A 13,306-nucleotide genomic window follows, 5' to 3' on the forward strand; every position below is an offset into this window, starting at 1 on the left:
GAGGGAATTCGATGATCGACTTTTTCGTCCATAGTTTCAATACGTTGAGCCATGGGCTCCTCGGCTACGCGGTTCCCTTCCTGTTCGTCCTGACCATCGTCGTGTTCTTTCATGAGCTCGGCCATTTCCTGGTCGCGCGCTGGGCGGGCGTTCGCGTGTTAACTTTCTCGCTCGGTTTCGGACCGGAACTGGTCGGCTTCAACGACCGCCATGGCACCCGCTGGAAGATTTCGGCGATCCCGCTCGGCGGCTACGTCAAGTTCTTCGGCGACGAGAGCGAGGCTTCGACGCCGTCGTCCGAGAAGCTTGCGGCCATGACGGCCGAGGAGCGCGCCGGGAGCTTCCATCACAAGAAAGTCGGTCCGCGCGCCGCCATCGTTGCCGCCGGACCGATCGCCAATTTCATTTTGGGCGCGCTGATCTTCGCCGGCATGGCGCTGTATTACGGCAAGCCGAGCACGATCGCGCGCGTCGACGGTGTCGTCGCCGACGGCGCTGCGGCGGCAGCCGGCTTCAAGATTGGCGACGTCGTCGTCCAGATCGACGGCAAGCCGATCGAGAGCTTTGCCGACATGCAGCGCATGGTTGCGATGAATGCCGGTTCGCCGCTTGCATTCCAAGTCAAGAGAGACGGCACCATCGTGTCGCTGACCGCGACGCCGGCGCTGCTCGAGCGCAAGGATCCCTTCGGCAACAGCCACCGTCTCGGCGTGCTCGGCATCGAGCACAAGTCTCAGGCCGGTGAGGTCTCGACATCGCCGGTCGGCGTCGGCGAAGCGCTCAAGATCGGGGTTGAACAGGTCTGGTTCATCATCACCAGCACCTTCAAGTTCCTGGGCTCGTTGTTCGTCGGGAACGGCAATCCGAACGAGGTCAGCGGCGTGCTTGGCATTGCCAAGATGTCGGGGCAGGCGGCCAGCGCCGGGTTCCAGTTCGTGATCAACCTCTGCGCGGTGCTGTCGGTGTCGATCGGCCTGCTGAATCTGTTCCCGATCCCGCTGCTCGATGGCGGTCACCTTATGTTCTATGCGGCGGAGGTCGCCCGTGGTCGGCCTCTGTCCGAGCGGACTCAGGAGATGGGGTTCCGAATCGGGCTTGGCTTGGTGCTGATGTTGATGGTGTTTGCGACCTATAACGACATCCTCCGGATGGCCTCATCCTGATAGGGGCTTTTTTGTGGCGTTGCCGGGCGTTGCTCTTGGGCAACGTCTTGGAATGAAAATGAAATTACGGCGCGCTCGGCCGTTTGCTGCGTCGATGAAATTGTCTACAAGCGGCTTGAACTTGGGGAATCTCCAGACCGGCGTTGGGGTTGGGTCTGGTACGGAATGATAAGGGCGCGTTGCGCAATGAAGTTTGGACTGCGACTCCGGGGGGGCTTGCTCGCAACCCTGATCATGTTCGGCGCGCCGGTGCTTGCCCCGGTTGGGGCTGCCTTTGTGTCTTCGTCTGCGCTTGCTCAGACAGTGCAGTCGATTTCCGTCGAAGGAAATCGCCGGGTCGAGGTGGAGACGATCCGCTCCTACTTCAAGCCGGGTCCCGGCGGTCGCCTGGATCAGGGTGCCATCGACGACGGCCTCAAGGCGTTGATCGAGACCGGCCTGTTCCAGGACGTCAGGATCAACCGCGGTGCCGGTGGCCAGATCGTCGTCTCCGTGGTGGAAAACCCGGTGATCGGCCGCATTGCCTTCGAGGGCAACAAGAAGATCAAGGACGAGCAGCTCACCGGTGAAGTCCAGTCCAAGGCGCGCGGCACCTTCTCCCGCGCCATGGTGCAGTCCGACACGCTGCGCATCGCCGAAATCTATCGCCGTTCCGGCCGCTACGACGTCCGCGTCACGCCCGAAGTCATCGAGCAGCCGAACAACCGCGTCGATCTCATCTTCACGGTCGAGGAAGGCTCCAAGACCGGCGTCAAGTCGATCGAGTTCGTCGGCAACAACGCGTACTCGTCGTACCGCCTGCGCGACGTCATCAAGACGCACGAATCGAACCTGCTGAGCTTCCTCGCCAGCAGCGACATTTACGATCCCGATCGGGTCGAGGCCGACCGCGACCTGATCCGCCGCTTCTATCTCAAGAACGGTTTCGCCGACGTCCAGGTCGTGGCCGCGCTCACCGAATACGATCCGGAGAAGAAGGGCTTCAACGTCACCTTCAAGATCGAGGAAGGCTCGCAATACCGGGTCGGCTCGATCGACTTCCGCTCCAGCATTCCGAACTTCGATCCCACCTCGATGCGCAACTATTCGCGCGTCAATGTCGGTTCGCTCTACAACGTCGAATCGGTCGAGAAATCGGTTGAGGAGATGCAGATCGAAGCCTCGCGGCGCGGTTATGCCTTCGCCGTGGTCCGTCCCGGCGGCGACCGCAACTTCGAGGCGCACACCGTGTCGGTCGTGTTCAACATCGACGAGGGCCCGCGCACCTATATCGAGCGCATCAACCTGCGCGGCAACACCCGCACCCGCGACTACGTGATCCGTCGCGAGTTCGACGTCTCCGAGGGCGATGCCTACAACCGCGCGCTGGTCGACCGTGCCGAGCGTCGCTTGAAGAACCTCGACTATTTCAAGACCGTGAAGATCACGACGGAGCCCGGCTCGTCGAGCGACCGCGTGATCCTGCTCGTGGACATGGAAGAGAAATCGACCGGCGACTTCTCGGTCTCGGGTGGTTATTCCACCACCGACGGCGCGCTGGCCGAAGTCTCGGTCTCCGAACGCAATTTGCTCGGCCGCGGCCTGTTCGCCAAGGCGGCGGTGACCTACGGCCAGTATGCCCGCGGCTATTCGCTGTCGTTCGTCGAACCCTATCTGCTCGACTACCGGGTCGCGCTGGGTCTCGACCTCTATCAGCGTGAGCAGAGGTCCAACAGCTACATCTCCTACGGCACCAAGACGCTCGGCTTCTCGCCGCGCCTCGGTTTCTCCCTGCGTGAAGATCTGTCGCTGCAGGTGCGCTACTCGATCTATCAGCAGCAAATCACGCTGCCGTCTTACCTGGCGAACTGTAATAACAATTTGGGCACGGCGGCTTTTAACCCGAGCCCGGCCTTCGCCAATGCGAATGGGATCGACCTGAGCTCGACCAACGGCCTCGGCTGCTACAGCGATGGCGAAGCCTCGCTGCCGGTGCGCAAGGAGCTTGCCAACGGCAAGACCCTGACCTCGGCGCTCGGCTACACGTTGACCTACAACACGCTCGACAACAACAAGAACCCCACCGACGGTCTGCTGGTCGATTTCCGGCAGGACTTCGCCGGCGTCGGCGGCGACGTCTCCTACCTGAAGACTGTGGTTGACGCGAAGTACTACACTCCGCTGGTGTCCGATATCGTCGGCCTCGCTCGCGTCCAGGGCGGCATGCTGAACAAGATCGGCAGCCAGGATCTGCGCATGCTCGATCACTTCCAGATGGGCCCGAACCTCGTCCGCGGCTTTGCCCCGAACGGCATCGGCCCGCGCGATTTGAACCCCTTCGGCACGCAGGACGCGCTTGGCGGCACCAAATATTGGGGCGCTTCGCTCGAATTGCAGATGCCGTTCTGGTTCCTGCCGAAGGAAGTGGGTCTGAAGGGCGCCGTCTATGCCGACGCCGGCGGACTGTTCGACTATCAAGGCCCGACGACGTGGTCGGTGACCAACGAAATGACCACGACCAAGAATTCGAGCTGCACGCCGTCGACCATCAATCCAGCCTCGGCTGGAACCTGCACCGGCCTGGTGTATGACAACGGCAATGCCGTTCGGTCGTCGGTCGGCGTCGGCTTGATCTGGGCCTCGCCGTTCGGTCCGCTGCGCTTCGACTACGCCGTGCCGCTGACCAAGGGCAAGAACGACCGTACGCAGGAGTTCCGGTTCGGCGGCGGCACCTCGTTCTAATTCGATCAGCACGGCACGATCCGGACCACAGGAGCCGGTTTCCGAAAGGGATCGTGCCAATCCAGGAGATCAGGCATGATGCGGCTTGGCCGCTTCATGCCGAAGCCGGACCGCGACGGGGTGGAATGGCGCAGCCGACCTTCTTCACACAGCCGCCCGCCTCAGCGCTGGCTGACATAGCCACGCTGACCAAGGCGGAGCTGGTCGATCCCGCCAGGGGCGGCCAAATCATCAGGGGTCTTGCTTCGCTCGACGAAGCCGGCCCGATGCACCTGACGTTCTTCGACAATCTCAAATATGCCGATGAGCTCAAGACGACCAAGGCCGGTGCTTGCCTGGTGAGCCCGCGCTTCGAGGCCCGGGTGCCCGCGCATGTGGCCGTGCTGCGGGCGCCACAGCCGTTCCGCGCCTTCGTCAGGATCGCGCGGGAGTGGCATGGCGACGCGCTCCGGCCGCAATCCTGGACCGGCAACGACGGCATCGCGCCGTCGGCCATCATCGACCCCACGGCGAGGCTTGAGGACGGCGTGATCGTCGATGCCCTGGCCGTGATCGGCCCCGACGTGGAGATCGGCAGCGGCACAGTGATCGGTGTGGGGGCCGTGATCGGGCCCGGCGTCAAGATCGGCCGGGACTGCAATGTCGGGGCACGCACCGCCATCCAGTGCGCGCTGATCGGCAACGATGTGCTGATCCATCCCGGCTGCTCGATCGGCCAGGACGGCTACGGCTTCATCTTCTTCGGCCCCGAGGGCCACCTGAAGGTGCCCCAGACCGGCCGCGTGCTGATTCAGAACAACGTGGAGGTCGGCGCCGGCACCACCATTGATCGCGGGTCCTTGCGTGACACCGTGATCGGCGAGGGGACCAAAATCGACAATCAGGTCCAGATCGGCCACAATGTGACCATTGGCCGGCACTGCCTGCTGGCAGCCCAGATCGGCCTTGCGGGCAGCCTGACCCTCGGCGACAACGTGGCGCTGGGAGCGAAGGTGGGCATCAACAATCACGTCAAGATCGGGGATGGAGCTCAGGTGACTGCCATGAGTGGCGTCAAGGACGACGTCCCTCCCAACGGACGCTGGGGTGGTTTTTTTGCCAAGCCGACCAGGCAGTGGTTCAAGGAAATTTTGGCGGTGGAGCGCCTGGCGCGCGACAGCAAGGCCGATCCGAAGCAGGAGGAACGGGAGTGACGGACGAAGCACCGGTCAGGTTCGAGCTTGTGGACATCAACATGATCCTGCAAACGCTCCCGCACCGTTTTCCGATGCTGCTGATCGATCGCGTGATCAACATCCGCACCGATTACAGCGGCATCGGCATCAAGAACGTCACCTTCAACGAACCGCCGTTCCAGGGCCATTTTCCCGATCGCCCGGTCTATCCCGGTGTCATGATGATCGAAGCGATGGCGCAGACTGCGGGTGTGATCGGCATCAAGTCGGTCGAGGGCACCGAGAAGCCGCGCGCGGTGTATTTCCTGACCATCGACAAGTGCAAGTTCCGCAAGCCGGTGCTGCCCGGCGATACCATCGAATATCACATGCGCTCGATCGGCCGCCGCAAGGCCATGTGGTGGTTTCACGGCGACGCCAAGGTAAACGGCCAGGTGGTTGCGGAGGCCGATGTCGGCGCCATGCTGACCGACTGAGCGGGACTAACTTCTCTGGATAGGCTCGCGTGCAGGGCACGCGTACCGGCCGCCGCTGACCTCGCGCTTGATGTTCTGGTTGAAGAACTGGCCCATGGACGGTGCGCCCAGCAGGCGCTCGACCGCGTCGACCGGCACGCCGCAATAGCGGTCGTAAGCGCCGTCCACGGCTACGACGAGGGCCTGCTGCGCACGGTCATAACAGACCCGCTGGAGCACCGTGCTGCGGCTGATGTCGCGGCATTCGAACGTCGCGAGGTCGATGGGGCGGTGTTCGGCGGTCTCGATCGTCTCGGATACGATCGGCGCGGTCACGAGCTGTGCGAGCAGAAGTGCCAGGGCCCTGACCACGATACCTGAAGCTCCACGTGAACTTGTTGATGAGCCGGGAAGGCTGCCTCATCCGGCACTTGAAACACGGCGAGATCATACGTCACTGGACAGATCGGGCATAGTCGCGCTAACCAGCGGAAAACCGAGCGACTTCAACACCTAATCAGACCTTCTTGATGAGTCAGATTGCTTGATGAGTAAGATTGATCCCACCGCACGGATCGCGGACGGCGCCGTGATCGGCGAGGGCACCGAGATCGGACCCTATTGCATCATCGGCCCGCATGTCGTGATCGGCAGTAACTGCAAGCTGATCGGACATGTGCATATCACCGCGCAGACCACGATTGGTGACGATTGCACCATCTATCCGTTCGCCTCGCTCGGCACGCCGCCGCAATCGCTCAGCTATCGTGGCGAATTGACGAAGCTCAAGATCGGTTCGGGCTGCACGATCCGCGAGTCCGTGACCATGAACGCCGGCACGGTTGCAGGCGGCGGCGTCACAGAGGTCGGCGACCGCAACTATTTCATGAATTGCAGCCATGTCGGCCATGACTGCCATGTCGGCAACGACGTGATCTTCGCGACCTCGGCCACGCTCGGCGGTCACTGCGAGATCGGTGATTTCGTCTTCATCGGCGGCCTGTCCGCGGTGCATCAGTTCACCCGCATCGGCCCGCAGGTGATGGTCGGCGGGGTGTGCGGCGTGCGCGACGACGTCATTCCGTTCGGCCTCGTCAACGGCCAGTATGCCGTACTCGAAGGCCTCAACCTGATCGGCATGAAGCGGCGCAAGTTCACCAAGCAGCGGCTTGCGACCGTGCGCGCGTTCTATCAGAAACTCTTCCATGGCCCCGCTACCTTTGCCGAACGGCTGGAGGCGGCGCGGCCGCTCGCCGGTGAAGATCCGGCGATCGGCGAAATCCTCGACTTCATCGGCAAGGGCAAGCGCCCGCTCTGTCTTCCCGCCATCGCGAAGTGATGATGGGATGGCCGCGGGCATGACATCGGCGGCTTCGGACATTTCATCGCCGGTCGGCGTGGTCGCTGGCGGTGGGGCAATGCCGTTCGCGGTTGCCGACTCGCTCGCCGCCCGCGGCATCACGCCGGTGTTGTTTCCCCTGCGGGGGGCCTGCGATCCGGCACGGGTGGAAAAATTCCGACATCGCTGGATCTCGGTTGGCCAGCTCGGCCGTGCCATGCGGCTGTTTCGCGAGGAGGGCTGCCGCGACCTGATCTTCATCGGCACGCTGGTACGGCCTTCGCTCTCGGAGGTCCGGATCGACTTCACGACTCTCCGGCTGCTCGGCAATGTCATCCGCGCCTTCCGCGGCGGCGACGATCATTTGTTGTCCGGCGTCGGGCGCATTCTCGAGCAGGGCGGCTTTCGCATGGTCGGCATCAAGGACGTCGCGCCCGACCTCTTGATGCCCGAGGGCTGCATCAGCCGCGCCTGGCCGAGCGACACCGGCAAGACCGACATCGAGCGCGGGCGCGCGGTGCTGACCGCGCTCGGTCCGTTCGACATCGGCCAGGCCGCGGTCGTGATCGACGGTCATGTGGTGGCGGTCGAGGATATCGAGGGCACCGATGCGCTGCTCGCGCGCGTGGCAAGGTTGCGCGAAGAGGGCCGCATCCGAGCCGCCACGGGGCGCGGCGTGCTGGTGAAAGTACCAAAGAGCGGTCAGGATTTGCGCTTCGACCTGCCGACGATCGGCCCGCGCACCCTTGAGGGCGTCGCCGCCGCAGGCCTCGCCGGCATCGCCGTCGTCGCCGGCAACACCATCGCGGCCGAGCCGCAGGCGATGATCGCAGTCGCAGACGCAAAATATCTCTTCGTCATCGGCCTGCCGGCGTGATGCAAGGTCGCGATCCCAAGCGCAAGATCTTCCTGATCGCCACGGAGGAATCCGGCGACCGGCTCGGCAGCGCCTTGATGAAGGTGCTACGCCAGCGCCTCGGCGACGGCGTGCAGTTCGTGGGCGTCGGCGGCCACACCATGGCGCGCCAGGGCCTCGATACGCTGTTTCCGATCGAGCAGCTCTCGATCGTCGGCTTCGCCGCGGTCGTGCAGCAATTGCCGAAGATCCTGCGGCTGATCCGCGAGACCGCGGAAGCCGTGACCGAGGCCGCGCCGGACGCGCTCGTCATCATCGACAGTCCCGACTTCACCCACCGCGTGGCCCGCCGCGTGCGGGCGCGCAATCCGGCGATCCCGATCGTCGACTACGTCTCGCCGCAGCTCTGGGCCTGGCGGCCGGGACGGGCGCGGACCATGCTCGGCTATGTCGACCATGTGCTCGGCCTGTTGCCGTTCGAGCCGGAGGAATATCGCAAGCTCGGCGGGCCGCCATGCAGCTATGTCGGCCATCCCCTGATCGAGCAATTGCCCTCGCTGCGCCCGAACGCGGAGGAGCAGGCGCGTCGCGACGGCGAGCCGCCGGTCTTGTTGGTGTTGCCCGGCAGCCGCCGCAGCGAGATCAGGCACCATCTCGACGTCTTCGGCGCGACGCTCGGCAGATTGCAGACCGAAGGCCGCGCGTTCGAACTGATGCTGCCGACCATGCCGCATCTCGAAGCCACCATTCGCGAAGGCATCGCGAACTGGCCGGTCGAGCCTCAGATCGTGGTCGGCGAGAACGAGAAGCGTGCCGCCTTCCGTATCGCGCGCGCGGCGCTGGCGAAATCGGGTACGGTGACGCTGGAGCTCGCGCTATCGGGCATTCCGATGGTGACGGCCTATCGCGTCGGCGCGATCGAAGCCTTCATCCTGCGCCGCGCGATCCGCGTCTCCTCGGTGATTCTCGCCAATCTCGTGATCGGCAAGGATATTATCCCGGAGTTCTTGCAGGAAGACTGCACGCGGGAGAAGCTGGCGCCCGCGCTCTCGGAGCTTCTGACCGATTCACCGCTGCGCCGACAGCAAGTGGAGGCGTTCGCCCGGCTCGATACGATCATGTCGACCGGCAACAAGTCGCCGAGCGTGCTCGCAGCCGACATTGTGCTGGCGACCATGCGCAAGGGCAGGCAGGCTAGCTAGGACGCGTACTCACAAACGTCGGCTTGCCGGCGCAAAGCGGACTCCCACCTGGGGCGTGATCGGCGGCTTGTGATCCGTTGCGGACTCTCGCATCGGCTACTAGTCAGCTTCAACGTAGCGAATGATGCTCTGATTTTGAACGTTTGCAACCAATTCATCCGCGCGGGACAAAAGCCGGCGGAGCAGGGGTGACGGATTGGTCCGATTGTATCCCAGCGCCAGATCGACCGTCGGCGTGCCGCCCTCGAGCGCTCTGGCGACGACGTTCGGTGCAAGCATGTTCTGCGCATAGAGCGGGACGAGGCTAATTCCGCCTGTGGAAGCCACTAGCGACATGGCCGATGATATGTTTTCGCCTTCATACTTCGCCTTGAGGGTAATGCCGACCCGAGATGCGTAATTCTGTATGACCTCTTGCAAGACCGGCGATGTTCTTGCCGAGCTGACATAGATCTCGCGGGCGAGATCCTGCGGACGAATCTTCTTCCGTGATGCCAAGCGGTGTTCGGCCGGCAGCACGGCAATCAAGGGCTCCTTCGCCAATATCTTGAAGACGACGCCCTCGTTGTCTTTCTCGGGACGAAGGAAAGCGATGTCCAGCTTTCCCCGCATCAATGCCAGTGCGAGTTCTGGCGAAGATTGCGTGCTGAGCGTCACGTCGACATCGGGGGCTTCCTCGCGGAGGATGCGCAGCAACTGGGGGAGCCACATCACCTCCAGCCCGACGAGAAAGCCCATCGAGAGGACGGGCCTTTGCGGTTGCGCCGTCTGCCGGGCCCCTTCCGTTGCGGCCTCGACCTGCAGCAGCGCCAGCCGCGCATGATCGAGAAACACGCGTCCGGCAGCGGTCAGCGTCACGCCTCGCGCCTGGCGTTCCAATAACTGGACGCCGACTTCGGCCTCCAGATCGCGAATTTGCCGGCTCAAGGACGGCTGGGAGGTGTTCAGTCGCCGTTCGGCGGCGTTCAGCAGGCTGCCTTCTTCAGCGACGGCAACGAAATAACGCAGGTGCCGGAGCTCCATGATCCCTCGTATATCTTCCAGGCATAGCTTGAAGCCTACAAGGTCTTGGTCAGGAGCCAAAGAGGGATTTACCGTTTCGCAGTTCAACCAAAAAAAGGACAACGAACAATGTCTTCGCCGAAGCATAGTATCGTCTTCAGCAAAGTGATCCCGGCACTCCAGGCGGATAGGAACGGCGTGATCGCAATTCAGTACGGCCTCGACGATTCTGCAGCGCGATCGAGAGTGGTCCCTCATTTAGCGGGAAACGCGCGCGAATGCGCAGGAACGACGAATAGCGTCGCGCGGGATCCGGCGATAACGCGTCGGCGATCGGGTGTTGCCACGGCAAGGGCTCGCCGGCGAGGCCGCTGAACATCGTGTCTTCTGGAAAGCCAGGGGGCGCGATCTGTGGCCTGATCAGCTTGGGCCCGCCTGCTTTTTTAGACCCCCGTCCGCAAACGTTTCAACAAAGATCTAACAGCGCAGATGGAGCGACTCGATGTCGACGATCACGACTACAGACGGCGTAAGCATCTTCTACAAGGACTGGGGCTCAGGCCAGCCGATCGTTTTCAGTCACGGCTGGCCGCTGACAGCGGACGACTGGGACGCCCAGATGACCTTCTTCCTTCGCCACGGCTACCGTGTGATCGCCCACGACCGGCGCGGCCACGGCCGGTCCGACCAGCCCGGCCATGGCAACGACATGGACCACTGGGTTGCCGACCTCGCGGCCCTGACTGAACACCTCAACTTGCGCGACGCGATCCACATCGGGCACTCGACAGGGGGCGGTGAGGTGGCTCGCTATGTCGCTCGCCACCAGGAGCGCGTCGCGAAGGCGGTGCTGGTCGCTTCACTGACGCCGAACATGTACCGGAGCGAGAACAACGTGTCCGGTCAACCGCCGGAGTGGTTCGAAGCGATCCGGGCAGGCGTGCTGGGCAACCGGTCGGAATTTTACCGTTTCGTTCCTGAGAATCCGTTCTACGGGTACAACCTCGATGGGACCAAGCCTTCGGAGGCAATCATCGCGAACTGGTGGCGCCAAGGTATGGCCGGCGGTGCTCTCGCTCACTACGCGACTGTCGACTCTTGGCTCGAAGATTATACTGAAGACCTCAAGAAGATCACTGTGCCGGTGCTGGTGATGCATGGCGAGGCTGATCAAGTCGTCCCGTTCGCAAGTTCCGTGCCGCGTGCGGTCGACTTGCTCAGGAACGGGTCGCTGAAGACGTATCCCGGCTACCCCCATGGCATGCTCACCACACATGCGGAAGTCCTCAACCCCGACCTGCTCTCGTTCATCAGGTCTTGACGACATCTCTCATCCATCTTCGCCTCCCGCACGAAGGAGATGCCGTTTGCAAGGCGGCCTCTCCTTCCAGTTCAAGAGACGTATACGACAGCCGCTTTTGGCCCATCTCGGCCCAAGGTGAGGTGCGCTCACGCGACTGCTATCAGATACGGAGCGGACCTCTACGAGGCAGTTCGGGTTGTGAGTACACGCTCTAGCCGAGACCGGCGTCGACCTGAAAACATTGGCGCGTGATGCGCTGGCTCTCATCGGAAGCGAGGAACAGCGCCATGTTGGCGATGTCGTCCGGCGTCACCGCGTCGGGAATGGCCTGACGCGTGCGCAGCTCGGCGATCGCCTGGTCGTCCGGATACCACAGCCGGCGCTGACGCTCCGTGATCACCATCCCCGGCGCTATCGCGTTGACGCGGATGCGGTCGGGCCCGAGCGACCGGGCGAGCGAATTGGTGAAGCCGATGATCGCGGCCTTTGCCGCGGCGTAGACCGGCAGCCCCGGCGCGCCGCGCATCCAGGCAATCGACGACATGTTGATGATTGAGCCGCCGCCTCGGGCCTGCATCTGTGGCACCACCGCTTGCGCGGCAAAGAAGACGTGCTTGAGGTTGACACCGATCATCCAGTCGAACTCGGCCGGGGTTACCTCGGCCAGTACCTGGCGCTGGTCATTGGCGGCGTTGTTGACGAGAACCGCGGCATCGCCAAGCGATCCGTGGACCTGCGCCATGGCGCCGCGCAGGGCGTCGATGTCGAGGAGGTCGCACGGCACGAACAATGGTACGGTCCCGGACGCAGCCTTCACTTCCGCGACCAGCGCCCGGCCGGCTGCTTCATCGAGATCCAGCAGCGCGACGCGAGCCCCTTGCGCCGCGAACGCCCGCACGAAGGCGGCACCGATACCGCTGGCACCACCGGTGATCAACACCACGCGGTCCTTAAGACCGGCATAGCTCGTTCTTGTCATGCGATCAGTCGCTCCGTCTCGGGGTCGAACAGGCAGATGCGGCGCGTGTCGAGCGCGAACGGGGCGGCGGCGCCCGGTGTGGGGCGGATGTCCGGCGTGATGCGCGCCAGCGCAGGCTCGCCGCCAAGCCGCAGCAGCACGATCGTTTCGGCCCCCGTCGGCTCGACCATCTCCACCGGCGCGTTGACGACGACGGGTGGATCGGCGGAAAATATGCGGCTGCCCTCGGCGATGCATTCCGGCCTGATCCCGACCACCACATCACGGCCGACGAAGGGGGCCGCCGCGTCGTATTGGCCAAGGCGGAGGCGGACCTCGTCCGGCCGTCCCGCGCCGATCACGACCACAGGCCCGCCGGCATCGGCCTCGAGCCGTGCCGGCATCGTGTTCATCGGCGGCGAGCCCATGAAGCGCGCCACGAACAGATTGGCGGGATAGCGATACACGGTATCGGGGTCGGCAAATTGCTGCACCACGCCCCGATGCATCACGGCGATGCGCGTCGCCATCGTCATCGCCTCGATCTGGTCGTGGGTGACATAGACGATGGTGGCGCCGATGCGCTGGTGCAGCCGCTTGATTTCCATCCGCATCTCGACGCGCAGCTTGGCATCGAGATTGGAGAGCGGCTCGTCGAACAGGAAGAGCAGGGGATCGCGCACGAGCGCCCGGCCCATCGCCACACGCTGGCGCTGGCCGCCGGAGAGCTGCGACGGCTTGCGGCCGAGCAGCGGCTCGATCTGGAGCAGCCTGGCCACATTCGCCAGCGCCTTCTCCTGTTCCGCCTTCGGCACGTGACGGCATTCCATGCCGAAGGTGATGTTCTGGCGCACCGTCATCGACGGATAGAGCGCGTAGGACTGGAACACCATGGCGATGTCGCGATCCTTCGGCGGGACGTCGTTGACGACACGTCCGCCGATTTCCACAGTGCCTGCGCTCGGGAGGTCGAGCCCGGCGATGATGTTGAGCAGCGTGGACTTGCCGCAGCCGGATGGGCCGACGAGCACGGTGAATTCACCGCTCTCGATGTCGAGATCGATGCCCTTCAGCACCTCCAGATTGGCGTAGCGCTTGGACAGGGAGCGAATGCTTAATGCTGCCATGACGA

At 63.5% G+C, this 13,306-nt stretch carries 12 protein-coding genes; 8 read left to right on the forward strand and 4 right to left on the reverse strand.

What is annotated here, in order from left to right:
* The first annotated feature begins 11 nt into the window (after positions 1-11).
* From rseP to fabZ, 4 genes are all read left to right on the forward strand, one after another.
* The gene (rseP, locus tag C7G41_RS24955) at positions 12-1,163 is read left to right on the forward strand and encodes an RIP metalloprotease RseP (RefSeq protein WP_106945001.1); all 1,152 of its coding nucleotides are present in this window, start codon (positions 12-14) and stop codon (positions 1,161-1,163) included.
* 186 nt (positions 1,164-1,349) lie between these two features.
* On the forward strand, positions 1,350-3,884 hold the full coding sequence (gene bamA / locus C7G41_RS24960; protein WP_106945002.1) for an outer membrane protein assembly factor BamA: 2,535 nt from the start codon (positions 1,350-1,352) through the stop codon (positions 3,882-3,884).
* Between the two features lie 125 nt (positions 3,885-4,009).
* The gene (lpxD, locus tag C7G41_RS24965) at positions 4,010-5,077 is read left to right on the forward strand and encodes a UDP-3-O-(3-hydroxymyristoyl)glucosamine N-acyltransferase (protein ID WP_106945003.1); all 1,068 of its coding nucleotides are present in this window, start codon (positions 4,010-4,012) and stop codon (positions 5,075-5,077) included.
* A 41-nt stretch (positions 5,078-5,118) separates the two neighbouring features.
* A complete protein-coding gene (gene fabZ / locus C7G41_RS24970; protein ID WP_050992707.1) occupies positions 5,119-5,535 on the forward strand; it encodes a 3-hydroxyacyl-ACP dehydratase FabZ in 417 nt (138 codons plus the stop codon).
* Positions 5,536-5,541: 6 nt separating this feature from the next.
* On the opposite strand, the gene C7G41_RS24975 is transcribed toward fabZ, so the two are convergent.
* Positions 5,542-5,886 (reverse strand): KTSC domain-containing protein, encoded by a 345-nt coding sequence (locus C7G41_RS24975; protein ID WP_106945004.1) that lies wholly within the window; start codon positions 5,884-5,886, stop codon positions 5,542-5,544.
* 175 nt (positions 5,887-6,061) lie between these two features.
* On the opposite strand from C7G41_RS24975, the gene lpxA reads away from it, so the two are divergent.
* Genes lpxA through lpxB form a run of 3 tightly spaced genes read left to right on the forward strand, consistent with a single transcriptional unit; the run spans position 6,062 to position 8,911 of the window.
* Positions 6,062-6,853 (forward strand): acyl-ACP--UDP-N-acetylglucosamine O-acyltransferase, encoded by a 792-nt coding sequence (gene lpxA / locus C7G41_RS24980; protein ID WP_106945005.1) that lies wholly within the window; start codon positions 6,062-6,064, stop codon positions 6,851-6,853.
* Between the two features lie 19 nt (positions 6,854-6,872).
* Complete coding sequence (locus tag C7G41_RS24985; RefSeq protein ID WP_158268029.1) at positions 6,873-7,730, forward strand: LpxI family protein; 858 nt, start codon at positions 6,873-6,875, stop codon at positions 7,728-7,730.
* Positions 7,727-8,911 (forward strand): lipid-A-disaccharide synthase, encoded by a 1,185-nt coding sequence (lpxB, locus tag C7G41_RS24990; RefSeq protein ID WP_106945007.1) that lies wholly within the window; start codon positions 7,727-7,729, stop codon positions 8,909-8,911. The genes C7G41_RS24985 and lpxB overlap by 4 nt, the downstream gene beginning before the upstream one ends.
* Positions 8,912-9,010: 99 nt before the next feature.
* On the opposite strand, the gene C7G41_RS24995 is transcribed toward lpxB, so the two are convergent.
* On the reverse strand, positions 9,011-9,934 hold the full coding sequence (locus C7G41_RS24995; protein WP_106945008.1) for a LysR substrate-binding domain-containing protein: 924 nt from the start codon (positions 9,932-9,934) through the stop codon (positions 9,011-9,013).
* A 481-nt stretch (positions 9,935-10,415) separates the two neighbouring features.
* Between C7G41_RS24995 and C7G41_RS25000 the strand changes: the two genes are divergently transcribed.
* Complete coding sequence (locus tag C7G41_RS25000; RefSeq protein ID WP_106945009.1) at positions 10,416-11,234, forward strand: alpha/beta fold hydrolase; 819 nt, start codon at positions 10,416-10,418, stop codon at positions 11,232-11,234.
* A gap of 193 nt (positions 11,235-11,427) precedes the next feature.
* Here the strand turns inward: C7G41_RS25000 and C7G41_RS25005 are convergent, their stop codons facing one another.
* Positions 11,428-12,195, reverse strand: coding sequence for an SDR family NAD(P)-dependent oxidoreductase (locus C7G41_RS25005; RefSeq protein WP_106945010.1), 768 nt, complete (start codon positions 12,193-12,195; stop codon positions 11,428-11,430).
* On the reverse strand, positions 12,192-13,301 hold the full coding sequence (locus C7G41_RS25010) for an ABC transporter ATP-binding protein (RefSeq protein ID WP_106945011.1): 1,110 nt from the start codon (positions 13,299-13,301) through the stop codon (positions 12,192-12,194). Before C7G41_RS25010 ends, C7G41_RS25005 begins: the two co-directional genes overlap by 4 nt.
* Between the last annotated feature and the right edge of the window lie 5 nt (positions 13,302-13,306).

Source organism: Bradyrhizobium sp. MOS002, from assembly GCF_003020115.1.
Lineage (GTDB): Bacteria > Pseudomonadota > Alphaproteobacteria > Rhizobiales > Xanthobacteraceae > Bradyrhizobium.